This is a genomic window from Marilutibacter aestuarii (assembly GCF_006546775.1).
In the GTDB taxonomy this organism is placed as follows: domain Bacteria; phylum Pseudomonadota; class Gammaproteobacteria; order Xanthomonadales; family Xanthomonadaceae; genus Marilutibacter; species Marilutibacter aestuarii.
Genome location: NZ_VICE01000084.1, coordinates 53,536 through 70,978, shown reverse-complemented (window position 1 = coordinate 70,978; position 17,443 = coordinate 53,536). Strand labels below are relative to the sequence as shown.

The 17,443-nt window shown below is 69.9% G+C and carries 20 protein-coding genes; 3 read left to right on the top strand and 17 right to left on the bottom strand.

The genetic code is table 11. The features are described 5' to 3' along the window. Positions 1-224 precede the first annotated feature (224 nt). The 11 genes from FKV25_RS09030 to rlmE all read right to left on the bottom strand — a co-directional run bounded on the left by FKV25_RS09030 (position 225) and on the right by rlmE (position 11,019). Entirely contained in the window at positions 225-413 is a 189-nt protein-coding gene (locus tag FKV25_RS09030; RefSeq protein ID WP_141518461.1) for a DUF2065 domain-containing protein, read from the bottom strand. A gap of 1 nt (position 414) precedes the next feature. Further along, positions 415-1,278 carry a protease modulator HflC gene (gene hflC / locus FKV25_RS09025; RefSeq protein ID WP_141518460.1) on the bottom strand — a complete coding sequence of 288 codons (864 nt, stop codon included), beginning with the start codon at positions 1,276-1,278 and terminating at the stop codon, positions 415-417. Next, positions 1,275-2,381 carry an FtsH protease activity modulator HflK gene (gene hflK, locus FKV25_RS09020; RefSeq protein ID WP_141518459.1) on the bottom strand — a complete coding sequence of 369 codons (1,107 nt, stop codon included), beginning with the start codon at positions 2,379-2,381 and terminating at the stop codon, positions 1,275-1,277. The genes hflC and hflK overlap by 4 nt, the downstream gene beginning before the upstream one ends. 135 nt (positions 2,382-2,516) lie before the next feature. Beyond that, a complete protein-coding gene (gene hflX, locus FKV25_RS09015; RefSeq protein WP_141518458.1) occupies positions 2,517-3,896 on the bottom strand; it encodes a ribosome rescue GTPase HflX in 1,380 nt (459 codons plus the stop codon). A gap of 20 nt (positions 3,897-3,916) precedes the next feature. Beyond that, on the bottom strand, positions 3,917-4,210 hold the full coding sequence (gene hfq, locus FKV25_RS09010; RefSeq protein WP_141518457.1) for an RNA chaperone Hfq: 294 nt from the start codon (positions 4,208-4,210) through the stop codon (positions 3,917-3,919). Between the two features lie 177 nt (positions 4,211-4,387). After that, positions 4,388-5,356: a tRNA (adenosine(37)-N6)-dimethylallyltransferase MiaA gene (gene miaA, locus FKV25_RS09005; RefSeq protein WP_141518456.1), complete on the bottom strand. Its 969-nt coding sequence runs from the start codon at positions 5,354-5,356 to the stop codon at positions 4,388-4,390. A gap of 34 nt (positions 5,357-5,390) precedes the next feature. Then, a complete protein-coding gene (gene putP, locus FKV25_RS09000; RefSeq protein ID WP_141518455.1) occupies positions 5,391-6,902 on the bottom strand; it encodes a sodium/proline symporter PutP in 1,512 nt (503 codons plus the stop codon). Positions 6,903-7,158: 256 nt separating this feature from the next. Further along, on the bottom strand, positions 7,159-8,058 hold the full coding sequence (folP, locus tag FKV25_RS08995; RefSeq protein ID WP_141518454.1) for a dihydropteroate synthase: 900 nt from the start codon (positions 8,056-8,058) through the stop codon (positions 7,159-7,161). 2 nt (positions 8,059-8,060) lie between these two features. Then, entirely contained in the window at positions 8,061-8,279 is a 219-nt protein-coding gene (locus FKV25_RS08990) for a hypothetical protein (RefSeq protein ID WP_141518453.1), read from the bottom strand. 100 nt (positions 8,280-8,379) lie between these two features. After that, positions 8,380-10,284, bottom strand: coding sequence for an ATP-dependent zinc metalloprotease FtsH (gene ftsH, locus FKV25_RS08985; RefSeq protein ID WP_141518452.1), 1,905 nt, complete (start codon positions 10,282-10,284; stop codon positions 8,380-8,382). A gap of 87 nt (positions 10,285-10,371) precedes the next feature. After that, positions 10,372-11,019: a 23S rRNA (uridine(2552)-2'-O)-methyltransferase RlmE gene (gene rlmE, locus FKV25_RS08980; protein WP_141518451.1), complete on the bottom strand. Its 648-nt coding sequence runs from the start codon at positions 11,017-11,019 to the stop codon at positions 10,372-10,374. Between the two features lie 87 nt (positions 11,020-11,106). Between rlmE and yhbY the strand changes: the two genes are divergently transcribed. Both yhbY and FKV25_RS08970 read left to right on the top strand, forming a co-directional pair. Then, complete coding sequence (gene yhbY, locus FKV25_RS08975; RefSeq protein WP_141518450.1) at positions 11,107-11,412, top strand: ribosome assembly RNA-binding protein YhbY; 306 nt, start codon at positions 11,107-11,109, stop codon at positions 11,410-11,412. 25 nt (positions 11,413-11,437) lie between these two features. Beyond that, positions 11,438-11,812: an Mth938-like domain-containing protein gene (locus FKV25_RS08970; RefSeq protein WP_141518449.1), complete on the top strand. Its 375-nt coding sequence runs from the start codon at positions 11,438-11,440 to the stop codon at positions 11,810-11,812. A gap of 456 nt (positions 11,813-12,268) precedes the next feature. Here FKV25_RS08970 and FKV25_RS08965 read toward each other — a convergent pair whose 3' ends face one another. From FKV25_RS08965 to surE, 4 genes are all read right to left on the bottom strand, one after another. After that, positions 12,269-13,027, bottom strand: coding sequence for a peptidoglycan DD-metalloendopeptidase family protein (locus FKV25_RS08965; RefSeq protein WP_141518448.1), 759 nt, complete (start codon positions 13,025-13,027; stop codon positions 12,269-12,271). A gap of 73 nt (positions 13,028-13,100) precedes the next feature. Beyond that, a complete protein-coding gene (locus tag FKV25_RS08960) occupies positions 13,101-13,685 on the bottom strand; it encodes a YqaA family protein (RefSeq protein WP_141518447.1) in 585 nt (194 codons plus the stop codon). Positions 13,686-13,764: 79 nt separating this feature from the next. Further along, positions 13,765-14,442 carry a protein-L-isoaspartate(D-aspartate) O-methyltransferase gene (locus FKV25_RS08955; RefSeq protein WP_141518446.1) on the bottom strand — a complete coding sequence of 226 codons (678 nt, stop codon included), beginning with the start codon at positions 14,440-14,442 and terminating at the stop codon, positions 13,765-13,767. Beyond that, positions 14,439-15,224, bottom strand: coding sequence for a 5'/3'-nucleotidase SurE (surE, locus tag FKV25_RS08950; protein ID WP_141518445.1), 786 nt, complete (start codon positions 15,222-15,224; stop codon positions 14,439-14,441). The genes FKV25_RS08955 and surE overlap by 4 nt, the downstream gene beginning before the upstream one ends. Positions 15,225-15,403: 179 nt before the next feature. Between surE and FKV25_RS08945 the strand changes: the two genes are divergently transcribed. After that, the gene (locus FKV25_RS08945; protein WP_141518444.1) at positions 15,404-15,967 is read left to right on the top strand and encodes a Smr/MutS family protein; all 564 of its coding nucleotides are present in this window, start codon (positions 15,404-15,406) and stop codon (positions 15,965-15,967) included. A gap of 30 nt (positions 15,968-15,997) precedes the next feature. Here the strand turns inward: FKV25_RS08945 and FKV25_RS08940 are convergent, their stop codons facing one another. Then, positions 15,998-16,234: a hypothetical protein gene (locus FKV25_RS08940; protein ID WP_141518443.1), complete on the bottom strand. Its 237-nt coding sequence runs from the start codon at positions 16,232-16,234 to the stop codon at positions 15,998-16,000. A gap of 126 nt (positions 16,235-16,360) precedes the next feature. Then, positions 16,361-17,440: a tRNA pseudouridine(13) synthase TruD gene (truD, locus tag FKV25_RS08935; protein WP_141518442.1), complete on the bottom strand. Its 1,080-nt coding sequence runs from the start codon at positions 17,438-17,440 to the stop codon at positions 16,361-16,363. Between the last annotated feature and the right edge of the window lie 3 nt (positions 17,441-17,443).

Below are 17,443 nucleotides of genomic sequence, written 5' to 3'. Positions count from 1 at the left end.
CGCAGATGTTGGGGATGGCGGCCGCAGCCGCGGGGGGTGGCCGCACGCTCTGGAGCGCGGGCCGGACACGGAAAAAGCCGGCGGGCGGCTCGTCGAGGAGCGGGCCCATCCGGCTTTTGCGCATTATCCGGGTTTCGGGCCGCCGGGGCCAGCCTTGCGGGGTGAAGGCGGCGTGGACGCCCCCCGCGGTTCAGGGGGCGGTCGGCCACGCGCCGCCCGGGCCCTCAGCGTCGCACCCACCAAAGCGCGAGCAGTCCCAGGGCAACGGAGATCGCCCCGACCAGGCGCAACTGCCGGTTGGGCATCGCATGCAGCTGCGCGGCCGCGCGGCGCCAGCCATCCGGCGCCGCGAACAGGAACAGGCCTTCGAGCACGGCGACCAGGCAGATCGCCGATAGCAGGGCGTCGCTCACCTCAACGATCGTTCTCGAGGTACTGCAGGAACGGATCGTCCTGGTCCAGCACGATCAGGGCCTCGCCGTCGGCAAAGGAGCGGCGGTACGCTTCCAGGCTGCGCTGGAAGGCGTAGAACGCCGGATCCTTGTTGGCCGCCGCGGCATAGGCCTGCGCGGCCTCCGCGTCGCCCTGGCCGCGCAGGCGCTGCGCATCGCGCTCGGCCTCGGCCAGGATGACGGTCTGTTCGCGATCGGCTTCGGCGCGGATGGTCCGGGCCTGCTCCTCGCCTTCGGCGCGGAGGGCACTGGCGACCTGCCGGCGCTGGGCGCTCATGCGCGCGAACACGTTGGTGATGACCTCGCTGTCGGTCGGCAGGTCGATCTGCTTGATGCGCAGGTCGATGATGCGTACGCCCAGCGTGGCGGCGCCCTCGTTGATCTTGTCCAGCTGCGCGTCGATGATCTCGGAGCGGTCGCCTGACACGACCTGCTGCAGGGTGCGGGCGTTGATCTCGTTGCGCAGCGAATCCTTCACGATCGGCACCAGCCGGGCCACGGCCACGCTCTCGTCGCCGCCGGTGGCGCGGAAGAAGGCCGTCGCGTCGGCGATCAGGCCGATCGAGAAGAAGTCGACCTGCACGTCCTTGCGCTCGGAGGTCAGGTAGCGCTCGGGGCTGCTGTCGAGCACCTGCAGGCGGCGGTCGAAGACGAGCGCGTTCTCCACCAGCGGCACCTTGAAATGCAGGCCGGGGCCGAGGTCGGCGCGCGACACGCGACCGAGGTTGAGGACGATGGCGGTCTCGCCTTCCTTGACGATGAAGATCGAGCCCAGCAGGCCGAACAGCACCGCGACGATCACGGCAATCCAGACGGGAGCCTTCATTGGCGGGCCTCCTCTCGGCCATCAGGGCGTGACGGTCGGCCACCGCGCGTGGAGCTGGGCGCCGGGTCCGGCGTGCCCAGCGCGGGCGCCAGCAGTTCCGGCGATACCGCGGGCGCGGCGCCGCCGCCGCGACCACCGGACATGGGCGAATAGATGAGCTGCCGCGAGTCGTCGCCGATGATCTTGCGGTTGCCGGCCAGGACCTCCTGCACGGTCTCCAGCCACAGGCGCTTGCGCGTGACCTCCGGCGCCTGCTTGTACTCGTCGACGAGCAGCGAGAAGCGGTCGGCGTCACCGGTGGCCTTGGCCACCTTGGCGGTCTTGTAGCCTTCGGCCTCGGTGCGGATGCGGGCCGCGCCACCGCGTGCCTCGGGCACGACCTTGGCGGCATAGGCCCGCGCCTCGCTGATCAGGCGCTCGCGCTCCTGCTGGGCGCTGTTGACGTCGTCGAAGGCCGGCTTGACCTGCTCGGGCGGACGCGCGTTGGGCAGGTTGAGCTCGGTGACGACCAGGCCGGTGCGGTAGGCGTCGAGGGAGGCCTGCAACTGCTCGCGTGACGACACCGCCAGCGCATTGCGCGCGCCCAGCACGGTGTCGAGGGTCGAACGGCCGACCTGCTCGCGCATGGTGCTCAGCGCGGCCTGTCGCAGCACCTCGTCGGGATCGCGGGTACCGAACAGGTAGCGCTGCGGGTCGTTCACCTGGTACTGCACGTTGATCTCGACGTGGACGATGTTCTCGTCGCTGGTCAGCACCGGCACGTTGTCGCTCATGGTGCGGATCTGGGTCGCCTTGACCTTGGTGACGCGCTCCAGGGGCCAGGGCAACTTGAAGTGGGGGCCGGGCTGCATGACGCGCGAGAACTGGCCGAAGCGCAGGACCACGCCGCGCTCGGTCTCGGCGATCAGCACGAAGCAGTTGAAGGCCAGCCACAGGCCGACCAGCAACAGCAGCCAGCGGCCAATGCCGCCGGCACCGCCGCTGCCGCCGAAGAGACCACGGAGCTGGTCGAGGACGGCGTCGAAACCGCCTCCACCGGGGGGGCGTCGCGACGGCCGGTTGCCGTTGCCGGAATTCTTGCTGCCGGGGGTATTCCAGGCCATGCCTGCTCCATGTTCGGAAATCGTGGCCGAGACGGGTTGCCCCGCCGGAATCGGCATCGGTCGATTCTAGGTGGGGGCTGGTCGGTGCTCAAGCAAGGCCCGCGACACGTACCGGCGACACCCGGGCCAGGGGCGCTAGTCCAACGGTGCGTCCGCGGGATCGCCATCCAGTCCGGCGGCCTCGATGAGGGGCCTGAGCCACTCGCCATGGGCTTGCGCGAACAGCCGCTGGAGATCGCTGATGGCCATGTCCACCTCGACGTCCCAGCCCGCTTCGTCGCCCTGCTCGGCGCGAACCGCGCCCAGCTCATGCAGGCGGGCACGCAGTTTCGCGGCCTGCGGGGGGATCCGGACCCGCCCGGCGACATGGCGAAGCTCGAGCGCCTCGACCAGCGCCTGCCGCAGCAGGTCCAGTCCCTGGCCCTCGCGTGCGGACAGCCACACGCGCGGCCGACCGCCGGCGGGCCGGTCCAGGCGCGGGGCGAAGCGGCGCATCTCGACCGGCTCGCCCTCCCCGCTCGGGTTCGCGTCGGGATCGACGGGTTCGGCCAAACGGTCGATCTTGTTGAACACCAGTACCTGCGGGAGGTCGCCGGCACCGACCTCCGCCAGTACCGAGTCGACCTGTGCGATGCGCTCCTGGCGCGCCGGGTCGGCCGCGTCGACGACGTGCAGCAGCAGGTCCGCCTCGCGGGCTTCGGACAGGGTCGAGCGGAACGCGGCGACCAGTTCGTGCGGAAGATCGCGCACGAAACCCACCGTGTCGGCGAGCACCGCACTGCCGCCGGACAGCTCGATCCGGCGCACGGTCGGGTCGAGCGTCGCGAACAGGCGGTCGTCGGCGTAGGCCTCCGCGCCGGTCAGCGTGTTGAACAACGTGGACTTGCCGGCATTGGTATAGCCCACCAGGGCCACCCTCGGCAGTTCGCTGCGGACACGGGCACGGCGCATCTGGGTGCGCTGCACCTCCACCTTCTCCAGCCGCTTCTGCAGGATGTCGACGCGCTTCTGCAGCAGGCGGCGGTCGGTTTCCAGCTGGGTTTCACCCGGGCCACGCAGGCCGATCGAGCCGCCGCGCTGGCGCTCCAGGTGGGTCCAGCCGCGCACCAGGCGGGTGGCGAGGTGGCGAAGCTGCGCCAGCTCCACCTGCAACTTGCCCTCGTGGCTCTGGGCACGCTGGGCGAAGATGTCCAGGATCAGGCCGGTGCGGTCGACCACGCGCCGCTGCAGGGCGCGCTCGAGGTTGCGCTCCTGCACCGGGCTCAGCGGATGGTTGACCAGGATCAGGTCGGCGCCGCTGGCTTCCGCGGCAGCGCGCACTTCCTCCAGCTTGCCGCTGCCGATCAGCGTGGCCGGGTTGGGCCGGTCGATGCGCGCGGTCAGCAAGGACGCCACGGTGGCGCCGGCCGAACGGGCGAGGTCGGCGAACTCCTCCAGCAGCTCCTCGTCCGGCGGGCCGCCGGCATGGGGCTGGATCAGCAGCGCATGTTCGCCCTTGCGGGATCTTTCAAACACGCGCGGTCATGCTCCCGGACTCATTCGTTCTCGTCGTCGTCCACCGAGACGCCGCCATTGCCGCCCTCGCCCTGCCCTGTCTGGACGTAGCCGCCACCGGGGCCGACGCGCACGTTGCGGGCGGGCACGACCGTGGAGATCGCATGCTTGTAGACCATCTGGCTGACGGTGTTGCGCAACAGCACGACGAACTGGTCGAACGATTCGATGGTGCCCTGCAGCTTGATGCCGTTGACCAGGTAGACCGATACCGGCACGCGCTCGCGTCGAAGTGCATTCAGGAATGGATCCTGCAAAGACTGTCCCTTGGACATCAAGTTTTCCCCAGCAAAGTTCTAGTTATAGGAGGGCACGCCCGCCAGGCGGGGCCCGTCGCCGGTCACGCTCCCCATGGCGGCGACCGGCCGATGGTAACGCAAGTCCGGCGCCGCGCGGCGTGACTGGCACTGGATTTATCGAAAAGTCCGGATCCCGGCAAGCCGGGCATGGCCTCAGGCCGGCATGAACAGGCGCAGGGCGGTCTCGAGGCGCTCGCGATCATGCCCGGGGTCGAACCAGCGGGCGTCGAGCTGGCTGCGCAGCCAGGTGATCTGACGCTTGGCCAGCTGGCGGGTGGCGAAGATGCCGCGGTCGCGGAACGCCGCCATGTCGCCCTCCCCGTCCAGGTACTCCCAGGCCTGCCGGTAACCGACGGCCCGGATGGCCGGCAGCTCGAGCGGCGCCGGGTGCGCCTGCAGGCCCGGCAGCTCACGCAGGGCCCTCACCTCGTCCAGGAAACCCGCCGCGATCATCGCGTCGAAGCGGCGCGCGATGCGCGCGTGGAGCACGGCACGGTCGGGCGGCGACAGCACCAGCCTCAGCACGCGGTAGGGCAATCGCGGTGACCGCTCGCGCTGCCAGTCGCTGATGGCGCGGCCGGACAGGCGCCAGACTTCGAGCGCGCGCTGGATGCGCTGGGCATCGGTGGCATGGATGCGCGCGGCGGCGGCCGGATCGATCCGGCCCAGGTCGGCGTGGAGTGCATGCCAGCCGTGCTCCGCGGCTTCGGCCTCGATCGCCGCGCGCATGGCGGGGTCGGCCTCGGGCATCGGCGACAGTCCGCGAAGCAGGGCCTGGAAGTAAAGACCGGTGCCGCCCGCCAGGATCGGCAGGCGCCCGCGCGCATGGATCTCGTCCATGGCGCGGCGCGCGTCGACGGCGAACTCCGCGGCCGAATAGGGTTGCCAGGGCTCGCGCAGGTCGAGCAGGTGGTGCGGGACCCGCGCCTGCTCGGCCGCCGAGGGCTTGGCCGAACCGATGTCCAGGTGGCGATAGACCAGCGCCGAGTCGACGCTGACCACCTCGCCGCCCAGGCGCTCGGCCCATTCGAGCGCGAGCGCGGTCTTGCCCGAGGCGGTCGGCCCCATCAGGGCGATGGCGAGCGGGCGGTTGTCGCCCGGGGAGACCGCGCCCGCCGCCATGTCGTCCATCCCGAGCGTGCCCCGGCGTCGTCCGTCAGTAGCCGGTTTCGCGCAGCGAGGCGCGGACCTGCTGGTGGGTCGCCTTCATTTCATCACTGGGTCCCTTGCGGTCCAGCAGGCTCACCACGACGATGCCCAGCGTGGCGACGATGAAGCCCGGCACCATTTCGTACAGGCCCGACCCGAACTGCTGCACGGCGACCTGCTTCCACGCGATGACCGTGCCGGCGCCCAGCACGATGCCGGCGAGCGCACCGTTGCGCGTCATGCGCTCCCAGAACAGCGACAGCAGGACCACGGGGCCGAACGCGGCGCCGAAACCCGCCCAGGCATAGCTCACCAGGCCGAGCACGCGACTGTCGGGATCGCGCGCCAGCCACAGGGCCAGCAGGGCGATCAGGCCGACCGAGATGCGCCCCACCCAGACCAGCTCGCGCTGGCTGGCGCCATTGCGGATGAAGCCGCGGTAGAAGTCCTCGGTCATGACGCTGGAACACACCAGCAGCTGGCAAGACAGCGTGCTCATCACCGCGGCGAGGATCGCCGAGAGCAGCACGCCGGCCACCCAGGGGTTGAACAGAAGGTTGGCCAGTTCGATGAAGACGCGCTCGGAGTTCTCGTCCACGCCCGCGGCCTGCCCCGGATTGGCGGCGAAGTAGGCGATCGCGAAGAAGCCCACGGCCAGCGAACCGGCCAGGCAGAGGATCATCCAGGCCATGCCGATGCGGCGCGCAGGGGGGATGGTGTGGACGCTGTCGGCCGCCATGAAGCGCGCGAGGATGTGCGGCTGGCCGAAGTAGCCCAGGCCCCATGCAAGCAGCGAGACGATGCCGATGAAGCCCAGCTCGCCCCCTCGGAACCAGTCGAGGTTGCCCGGATCGGCCTGGCGGATCAGCGCCATGCTCGCCTCGTAGCCACCGTTGGTCATGATCACGATCACCGGCGTCAGCAGCAGGGCGAAGAACATCAGCGTCGCCTGTAGGGTGTCCGTCCAGCTGACCGCCAGGAAGCCGCCCACCAGTGTGTACAGGATCGTGGCGCCCGCGCCCCACCACAGGGCCTGGTTGTAGGGCAGCCCGAAGACAGACTCGAACAGGCGCGCGCCGGCGACCACGCCCGAGGCGCAGTAGACGGCGAAGAACACCAGGATCACCAGCGCCGACAGGACGCGCAGGATGCGGTCGCGGTCCTGGAAGCGGTGGGTGAAGTAATCGGGGATCGTCAGCGCGTTGCCGGTGCGCTCGGTGTACACGCGCAACGGACCGGCGATGTATTTCCAGTTGATCCAGGCGCCCAGGACCAGGCCGAAGGCGATCCAGCCCTCCGACACCCCGCCCAGGTACATCGCGCCGGGCAGGCCCATCAGCAACCAGCCGCTCATGTCGGAGGCACCGGCCGCGAGCGCGACCACGAACGGACCGAGCGAACGGCCGCCGAGGATGTAATCGTCGAAATTCTTGGTCGATTTCCACGCGACGAAGCCGATCAGGACGACGGCGGCGAGGTAGATCGAGAACGTAACCAGTAGCGGCGTGCTGGCTGTCATAGGCAACAGGTTCCCCCGTGACTTGAAGCGGATGGGCGCCGCCGCAGGCGACGCGCGAATGGACCAGCCTAACGCAGATGCGGTTTTCGTTCAGCCCGGGTTGTTCACAGAGCCTGTGGACAAGGGCACGGACGAACCTGTGGACAACCCCGCGAGACGCCGCAGCCGCGGGGCCCATCGCTTGCATGGCGATTTTTTGACCACCTGTTCATGCAGCTGTACGAGGGCGCCGAGCGGCATGCCTGGTGGCCGGATGTCAATCCTCGTCGGGCCACGCGGGCATCGCCGCGCCAGCAGGCGTGCGCGGCATCGGCAGCGCGTCGACCGCGGCCCAGACCTTCAGCGCATCCACCGTCGCGGCCACGTCGTGCACGCGCACGATGCGTGCGCCGCGTTGCGCCGCCAGCAGGTGGGCGGCCACCGAGCCGTGGACGCGATCGCGCGGCGCCTCGCGGCCCGTCAGGTCGCCGATCGACCGTTTTCGCGACAGGCCTGCCAGGACGGGTACGCCGAGTTCGCCGAACCGGTGCAACTGCGCCAGCAAAGCCAGGTTGTGCTCGAGTGTCTTGCCGAAGCCGAAGCCCGGGTCGACGATGATGCGCTTCTTCTCGATGCCGGCCATCTCGGCGGAAAAAACACGCTCGGCGAGGAAGCGATGCACGTCCGCCACGACATCGTCGTAACGGGGTGCGGACTGCATCGAGCGCGGCTCGCCCTGCATGTGCATCAGCACGACGGGCACCCCGCACGCGGCCGCGGCCTCCAGCGCGCCCTCGCGGCGGAGTGCGTACACGTCGTTGATCATTCCCGCGCCCGCGGCCACCGCGGCGCGCATGACCCCGGGCTTGGACGTATCGACGGAGATCGGCACCGGGACTTTCGCCGCGAGCCGTTCGATGACCGGCACCACGCGCGCCAGCTCCTCTTCGAGCGATACCTCGTCGGCGCCCGGGCGTGTGGACTCGCCGCCGATGTCGAGCAGGTCGGCGCCCTCTTCCACGAGCCTGAGACCGTGCGCCACGGCCGCTTCCACGCCGGCATGCTCGCCGCCGTCGGAGAACGAGTCGGGCGTGGCGTTGACGATGCCCATGACCCGCGTGCGATCGAGGACGAGTTCGCGGCCGTTGCAGTCCAGGCGGGGGGCGATGTCGAACATGTTCAGCGCCCGCGCCCCGCGGACTTCGCGCGCAACGCCGCGGCGAAGACGATGCCCAGACCGGCGCCGATCGCCACGCCCAGGGATATCCCGAGGCCGACGTTGCCCAATGCCACGCCCAGGGCCGAGCCGATCGCCAGGCCGCAGCCGATGCCGACCGCAAGGCCCGCGCCTGCCAGGCCGCGAACCGACGTGTCCGTGCCCTCCGTACCCTGCTTCATTCGCATCCGCTCCCGCCCCACCGGGGCCAAAGAAAAAGGCCAGAGAAGAACTCTGGCCTTTCCGTTGGAGCGAGGCAAGCACCTTGAAGCAGCGGGGCCCTCAGGTCTGCGCCGCCGGGCCGACCACCGTACCGGGCGGCGGCGTGCCGGGATCGTCCTTGGAGATCCGGCCCGACTTGGCCCAGTCCGCCGGCGGACCGGGGTCGCGGCCGGCCATGATCTCGTTGATCTGGTGCGCGTCGATCGTCTCGTACTGCAGCAGGGCCTCGGCCATCACGTGCAGCTTGTCGATGTTGTCCTTGAGGATACGGGTCGTCTCCTCGTAGGCCTTGTCGAGGATGCCGCGTACGACGGTGTCGATCTTGCGCGCGGTTTCGTCCGAGACGCTCTTGTGCTGGGTCACCGAACGGCCGAGGAACACCTCGTCCTCGTCCTCGCTGTAGGCGATGGGCCCCATTTCGTCGGACAGGCCCCACTTGGTGACCATGTTGCGCGCCATCTTGGTCGCACGCTCGATGTCGTTCGACGCGCCCGTGGTGACCTTGTCGGCGCCGAAGATCAGTTCCTCGGCGACGCGGCCGCCGTAGAGCGAACACAACTGCGATTCGATCGCGACGCGGTTCATCGAGTACTTGTCGCCCTCCGGGAGGTACATCGTCACGCCCAGGGCCCTGCCACGGGGAATGATCGTGACCTTGTAGACCGGATCGTGCTCGGGCACGACGCGGCCGACGATGGCGTGGCCGGCCTCGTGGTAGGCGGTGAGCTTCTTCTCGTCCTCGCTCATCGCCATCGAGCGGCGCTCGGCGCCCATCAGGATCTTGTCGCGCGCCTTGTCGAAGAACTCCATGCGAACTTCGCGGGCGTTCTCGCGCGCGGCGAACAGCGCTGCCTCGTTGCACAGGTTGGCAAGGTCGGCGCCCGAGAAACCGGGGGTGCCGCGGGCGATCGTCATCGGCTCGACGTCGTCGGCGATCGGCAATTTGCGCATGTGCACGCGCAGGATCTGCTCTCGGCCCTTGACGTCGGGCAGGCCCACGACGACCTGGCGATCGAAGCGGCCCGGGCGCAGCAGCGCCGGGTCGAGCACGTCGGGACGGTTGGTCGCCGCGATCACGATCACGCCCTCGCCGCCCTCGAAGCCGTCCATCTCGACCAGCAGCTGGTTGAGGGTCTGTTCGCGCTCGTCGTGACCGCCGCCCAGCCCGGCACCGCGATGGCGGCCGACGGCGTCGATCTCGTCGATGAAGATGATGCACGGCGCGTGCTTCTTGGCCTGCTCGAACATGTCGCGCACGCGGCTGGCGCCGACGCCGACGAACATCTCGACGAAATCGGAGCCGGAGATGCTGAAGAACGGCACCTTGGCCTCGCCGGCGATCGCTCGCGCCAGCAGGGTCTTGCCGGTGCCCGGCGGGCCGACCATCAGCACGCCGCGCGGGATCTTGCCGCCGAGCTTCTGGAAGCGCGAAGGATCGCGCAGGAACTCGACGAGCTCCTCGACCTCCTCCTTGGCCTCCTCGCAGCCGGCGACGTCGGCGAAGGTCACCTTCACCTCGTTCTCGCCCTGCATCTTGGCGCGCGACTTGCCGAAGCTCATGGCGCCCTTGCTGCCGCCCTGCTGCATCTGCCGCATGAAATAGATCCAGATGCCGATGAACAACAACCAGGGCAGCACGTTGATCAGGATCACCCCCAGCGACATGCCGCTGGCCGGGGGCGCCTGCTCGATCGCCACGCCGTGGTCGAGCAGGTCGCTGACCAGGTACTGGTCGCCCGGGCTGTGGGTGGTGAACTTGCTGCCGTCCTTGCGTTCGCCGGTGATCGTGGTCCGGTCCTCGTCGATCTTGACCTTGGCGACGCGGTCGTTCTGCACCTGGTGGACGAACTGGTCATAGGCCAGGTTTTCGGTCGCCGCGGTGCGCGGGCCGAACGCCTGGAACACCACCATCAAGACGACGGCGACGATCACCCAGAGCAGAAGATTCTTGGCCAAGTCGTTCATTTGCCTACCTGTTGCCGCCCGGCGCGACATGCGTCCGGGGCGATGGGACCATCCGGGCAGCCGCGAAAAGCAGCCCCCGACCACACCTTACTTGATCGACGCGCGCTTGCCCTGTGCCAGTGCATAGACTTCGGGCGAGCGTTTGCGCGAGGCCGCCGGCTTGCGGATGACCACCTTGTCATATCGCCGCCTGAGCTCCTTCACATAGTCGTCGAAACCCACGCCCTGGAACAGCTTGATCAGGAACGCGCCGCCCACCCGGAGATGGTGGTCGGCGAAATCCATGGCCAGCTCCGCCAGGTACATCGCGCGGGGCATGTCGACCGCATCCACACCGCTCTTATTGGGGGCCATATCCGAGAGCACAAGGTCCACCGGCTTGCCCCCCAGCGAAGCCACCAGTTCCGATAAGACGCCATCCTCCCTGAAATCCCCATGAAGGAACTCCACGCCCGCCAGCGGCGGCATCTCCAGGATGTCCAGGGCGATGACCCGGCCGGGGCGCCGGGCGTCGATCCGGTCCAGCTCCTGGCGGACCCACTGCGACCAGCCGCCGGGGGCCGCGCCCAGGTCGACCACGGTCATGTCCGGCTTGAGCAGGCGGTCGCGGGCGACGACTTCCTCGAGCTTGTAGGCCGCGCGCGAACGCATGCCCTCGGACTGGGCCTTCTTCACGAAGGGGTCGGAGAAATGTTCCTTCAGCCAGCGTTGGCTGCTTTTGCTGCGGGTGGCCATGGGCGCGGGGGAAGCCCTGTCCTTCAGGTCGGGAATCAGGCCGCCATGATACCCTGAGCGCCCCAGACTGCCCGTTCACGTGACCCCATGCCGACCCTGCTCACCGCCGCCCAGACCCGCTTCCTGCGCGGCCAGGCCCATGGCCTGAAAGCCATGCTCCAGGTGGGGGGCAAGGGCATCACCGACGCGCTTGTGGCCGAGATCGACAACGCCCTCGAACACCACGAGCTGATCAAGGTGAAGGTCGGGGCCGAGGACCGCGAGGCCCGCGACGCGATGATCGAGGCCCTGGCCGAGCGCACCGACGCCGCCCTGGTCCAGCGGATCGGCCATACGGCGGTCCTCTACCGGCAGAGCAAGGACAAGCGGCAGATCGTCCTGCCCCGCGCCTGAACCCGGCGGAGGCGAACCGGCGACGATGCCCCTTAACCTGGAACAGTCCGACCACGCCTTCACGATGCGCGGCGCCGACGGCGCCCTCGCACGGGTCAACGAACGGGTCCTGGCCCGGAGCTTCATCCTCGCGCCCGACCGGCTGCTCGAGGATTGGACGGCCACGCACGTCGGCGCGCTGACCCCGGCATCCCTGGATCCCGTGCTGGCCCTGGACCCGGAAGTGGTCCTGCTCGGCACCGGCGCCACCCAGGCCTTTCCGCCCCCGGCGGTGATGGCCGCCTGCCTGACCCGCGGCATCGGCCTGGAAGCCATGTCCAACGACGCCGCCGCCCGCACGTTCAACGTGCTCGCGAGCGAAGGCCGTCGCGTGGTCGCGGGGTTCATCCTCGCCGGTTGAGGCCTTGGCGGGCGCGTTCCCGCCCGCTCGGTGGGCGCGGCGCCGGGACGCCGGGGTGGGATCCGTCTCCCGTGCAGTACGCTTTTCCAGCTCCGTGGGAAGGGTTGCGCGAAGCAAAACCCATCGTCCGTCGTGCACATCGTCCGTCGTGCATGGAATCCCGCGACGGCGGGTTTCGCCTTCGGCTCTACCCACCCTACGAAGCGGTGCGAGAGGCAGCTCCGTGGGATGGGTTGCGCGAAGCAAAACCCATCATTCACCATGCATGCGAGAACGCGACGGTGGGTTTCGCCTTCGGCTCCACCCACCCTACGACGACACCGCAGCCAAGCCCAGACTGGCAACCCACACGAACCGTCATCCCAGCGAACGCTGGGATCCAGCCTTTGCCTTACCGGGGCCCCGGGTGCGCTTCGCTCGCCGGGCTACGCCGAACCACGCTTCGCCGGCTGCGGCCTAGCGCCGTGGCAGGTAGGACAGCGGGTCGACCGGCTTGCCGTTGTAGCGCACCTCGAAATGCAGCATGTCGCGCGCCGCACCGCTGCGCCCCATCTCGGCGATCTGCTGGCCGGACTTGACCACCGCGCCCTCGTTCACCAGGCGATTGCGGTTGTGGCCGTAGGCCGACAGCCACTGGTCGTTGTGCTTGATGATGATCAGTTCGCCATAGCCGACAAGGCCCGAACCCGAATACACGACCACGCCGTCGCTGGCCGCGCGCACGGGCGCGCCGCTCTTGCCGGCGATGTCGATGCCCTGCTTCGTGGGATCACCGCCGGCGAAGCGCCCGATCAGCTCGCCGTCGGCGGGCCAACGCCAGGACAGGCCGCTGGCGACCGGCGGGGGCGCGGGCGTCGAAGGCCGCGTCGGCGGCGTTGAACTGCCGGTTCGCGGCGACGTGCTCGCGGTCGTGCGGCCGCCCGGCGCCGAGGTGTTCCCGGCGGACGGATACAGGCGGATCCGCTGGCCAGGATGGATCGTGTAGGGCGACGGGATGCCGTTCCAGGCGGCGAGGTCGCGCAGGGTGATGCCGTTGTCGGTCGCGATCCTGTAGAGGTTGTCGCCCCGCTTCACGACCACCGTCGCACCGGGCTTGGCCCGGGAGCTGGTCACGGGGCCACTGCCCGACCCGCCCTCACGGACGACCGAGCTGGAGCATGCGGCCAGTGCGAGCGCCAGCATGCCGGTGGCAAATGTGCGGTAAGTCGTGCTCATACGCCGATTCTTGGCCTCCTTGATGATGGGGGTGAGGGGCGACACGCGCCGTTTCCCCGCGTTGGACACGCGCTCAGCCGCGCAGTTCCAGCCAGGCCACCGCGACGATCACCAGCACGGCGACCATCCAGCCCAGCAGTTCGATGTAGCGACGCAGCGCCTGCTCCAGGCGTGCGCCGCCCCAGGCGACCAGGCCGGCGACGAGGAAGAAGCGCGCGCCCCGTCCGATCGCCGAACCCAGCAGGAAAGGTATCAGGCCGATGCCGGTCGCACCCGACGCGATCGTGAACACCTTGTACGGGATCGGCGTGAACGCGGCGACGAAGACGATCCAGAAGCCGTACTCGGCGAACCACGCCTGGACCTTGTCGAAGGCGCCATCCCAGCCCAGCTCGACCATCCACGGCCAGATCGCATCCAGGGCGAAGTGCCCCAGCGCGTACCCCATGAGGCCCCCGATGACGGAGGCGAGCGTGCAGATCGCCGCCAGCCGGTACCACCGCTGCGGCGTCGACAGCGCCATCGGCGCGAGCATGACGTCCGGCGGCACCGGGAAGACCACCGACTCGGCGAAGCTCAGGGCGGCCAGGTAGCGCGGCGCGTGGCGGTGGGCGGCCCAGGCGAGGCAGCGGTCGTACAGGGGGCCGAACAGCTTCATCGGGTCAGCCTCGCGCGCGCGGGGCGCGACGGGAACATGGGGAGGGAGGCGTGGCGCGGCGCGGGTCGCGGCACGCGGTTCAATCGATCATCCCCGACAGCAGCGGCACGAACACGACCGCACCGAGATCCTGCTGGCGGAGGCTGCCGTCGGCCTGCTTGTGGAGCAGCACCAGCGACTGCGACGAGGCCCCGCCGACAGGGGCGATCAGCACGCCACCGGTCGCCAGCTGGTCGCCCAGCGCGTCGACCAGGGCCGGTGCGGCGGCGGTCACGATGATGGCGTCGAAGGGGCCGTTCTCGGGCCAGCCGATGCGTCCGTCATCGTGCTTGCTGCGGATGTTGAGGCCGAGCGAACGGAAACGCTTGCGCGCGACGCGCAACAGCTCCCCGATGCGCTCGACCGTATGCACTTCGAGTCCGAGCGCGGCCAGGATGGCGGCCTGGTAGCCCGAGCCGGTGCCGATCTCCAGGACCTTGCGGGGATTGGCCGAAAGCAGGGCCTCCGTCATCCGCGCGACCACCCAGGGCTGGGAGATCGTCTGGCCATGGCCGATCGGCAGCGCGGTGTCCTCGTAGGCGCGGGTCGCCAGCGCCTCGTCGACGAACAGGTGGCGCGGCACGGTGCGGATGGCATTGAGTACGCGCTCGTCGGCGATGCCTTCGTCGCGCAGGCGCTGGACCAGGCGATCGCGCACGCGCTGGGAGGTCATCCCGGTGCCGATGGCTTCGGGCTGCAGGCGCAGGCGCACGCTCATGCCCCGACCTTCCCGTCCAGGGTGTCTGCCAGGCCACCGACCCAGCTGGCGACCTGCTCCAGCGCCTGGTAGCGCGTCAGGTCGACCTGGATCGGGGTGATCGCGATGTGGCCCGTGCGCAGGGCGTGGAAGTCGGTGCCGGGGCCGGCATCCTGCTCGGGGCCGGCCGCGCCGATCCACCACCACTGGCGGCCGCGCGGATCGCGCTGCGGCAGGCAGGCCTCGGCACGGTGCCGGTTGCCCAGGCGGGTCACCTCGAACCCGGCGATCTCGCTCCAGGGCACGTCGGGCACGTTCACGTTGAGGATGGTGTCGGCCGGCAGCGGGTCGACGCCCAGGCGGGCGATGATCTCCGCCGCCGCGCGCGCGGCGGTCTCGAAATGCCGGCCTTTGTGGTCGGCGGTGTTGAGCGACACGGCCACTGCCGGCAGGCCGAGGAAACGCCCCTCCATCGCCGCGGCCACGGTACCGGAGTAGATGACGTCGTCGCCCATGTTGGCGGTGTTGTTGATCCCCGACACGACGATGTCGGGCTCGACCTCGAGCATGCCGGTGATCGCCACGTGCACGCAGTCGGTGGGGGTGCCGTGCACGCGCCAGGTCTGCGCGTCCAGCTGGACCACGCGGATGGGGGCATCGAGGGTCAGCGAGTTGCTGGCGCCGGAGCGGTCGCGGTCGGGGGCGACCACCAGGACTTCGTGGCCGGCGGCCCTGAGGCCTTCGGCAAGGCAGCGGATGCCGGGGGCGTCGACACCATCGTCGTTTGAGACCAGAACTCGCATGGACTCCCTTGGATGCCGCCGGGTACGGCGGGCATGGACATGGACGGGGCAGGCGGGCCGATCGAAGGACGGACCCGATCCTCGGGCCACCATGATAGCCGATGCGTCCCCGCTTCCGGCCGCCGTATCGGACGCCATGCACGACTTGATCCCGGCGGGCGCCGCGCTACGCTGGCGCCATGAAACGCGCCCCTCCGCCCCCGGGCTCCACGCCTGACACCGACGACGACGCCGCGCTGTTCCGCGACGCGATCGGGCCGGTCCGCGAGATCAAGGCGCCCGCGCCGGTGCCCTCGCGCCCGCGTCCGCGGCCACGGGCACGCATGGCCGAGCTGGACGAGATCGATGCCCGCGAAGCATTCCGGCGTGGCCAGGACCTGCCCACCCTCGCGGCGGGCGATCCGTTGTCCTACCGCCGCGACGCCCTGCCCCCTCGCGCATGGCAGCGCCTGCGGCGCGGCGAGATCTCGCCGCAGGAAGAACTCGACTTGCATGGGACGGACGCGCGCAGCGCCGAAGCCCTGTTGCGTGCCTTCGTCACCGACGCCCACCGCCATGGCCTGGGCTGCGTACGGGTGATCCACGGCAAGGGCCTGCACGGCGACGGCGCGCCCGTGCTGAAGAACCTGGTCGACCGGCTGCTGCGGCACCGGAGCGACGTATTGGGGTTTCATTCCGCACCGGCCGCCCAGGGCGGCACGGGTGCGGTGCTGGTCCTGCTGGCGCCGCCTGGTCGTCGCTGAAGAGCGCCAGGCGATGCACGGTGGCTGGCCTCACTCGTCCGTGGAGGTCCTGGGCAACTGCGGCCGGGGCTGGTGGACCCAGGTCACGCTGATGCCACGGCGACGCGCGACGCGTTCGACGTAGGCGACGTACTCCTCGTCGATGGCCATGGCGTTGCTGGACGAGCGCTCGGGCGCCGGCGCGGTCCTCTGTGCGGGTGCGCTCGCGCAGGCCGAGAGGCCCAGCAGGGGCAATGAAAGCAAGGCGAGACGGAGCTTGACGTTCATGACGATACCTCCGGTGGATGGGGCGCTCGCGCGCCCCGGGCCCGACCCCGTGCCGGGCCTGCCATTCATGCATATACCCCTGCCGGGGGGACTTCCAGTGCCGGTTTCCACGGCTCCGACGGACGGTCAGTCGCGGGAGTGGGCGGCGACGTCGCGGATCTCACCCAGTTCGGCCAGCACGACCGTGGCATAGGCGCCGGGCGGCAACTCGAAGCGCAGCTCCAGCGCGTCGTCATCCGGCCACTGCCATTGCAGGGCGGCGGGCCGGAGCCGCAGCGCCCGACGCTCCTGTTTGAGGCCGGCGCCCTCGAGCCCCGCCTTCAGGGCCTCGCCCGGCGGCGCGGCGAGTGCGTCGAACTCGATCCGGCGGGCTTCGCCGGCACTGCGCGGCTCGCCCTGGCCCCAGAGCGGACCGCTGGGATGGATGTCGAAGCGGGCCAGGCGTTCGGCCAGGGCATCGCTCCAGGGCTCGGGCCCGAAGACGCTGCGGCTGCCGTCGAGCATCCAGGCCTCGCCCTCCACGCCCCGGTCCCAGCTGCCGTCGATGACGCGCGCGGCCAGCACACGGTTGAACAGGTGCGAGCGCGCGGCCGACAACAGGTGGCTTCGCTGTTCGCGCCCCACCCGCTTCCCACCGAACATCGCCAGCGCGGCGTGCAGGTTGCCACCGCCGCGACCGAAACGCTGCTCGCCGAAATAGTTGGGCACCCCCCGGTCGGCGATGTCGCGCAGACGCGACTCCACCGCTTCGCGATCGCCACGGACGCCACGCAGGCGCAAGACGAAGCGGTTGCCGGCGAGCGCGCCGCGGGGCAGCTTGCGGGCATGCCGGGTGGACTCGAGCACCTTCAGCAACTCGCCCTCGTCCCCATCGATCGCCAGCGACTCGAGCGGCGGATCCCCGCGTCCGGGCAGATGGATGCTGAAGCGCTGCCGCGTCACCGCATGCCGGTCCTTCAGGCCGGCATAGCCGATGCCGCGTTCGTCGACGCCCGCCCAGTCGGCCAGGCGGCGCGCAACGAAGGCGGTGTTCATGCCGCGCTTCTCGAGCGTCAGCAACAGGTGCTCGCCCGATCCACTGGGCTCGAAACCGGGCAGTTCCTCGACGAAGAAGTCTTCCGGCGCGCTGCGCAGGTCGGCCGCCAGCACGGCGCGGCCGTGGGCACGGGGCAGCTCGGCCGTACGCGGGGCGGAGGCGTCGTCCATCAC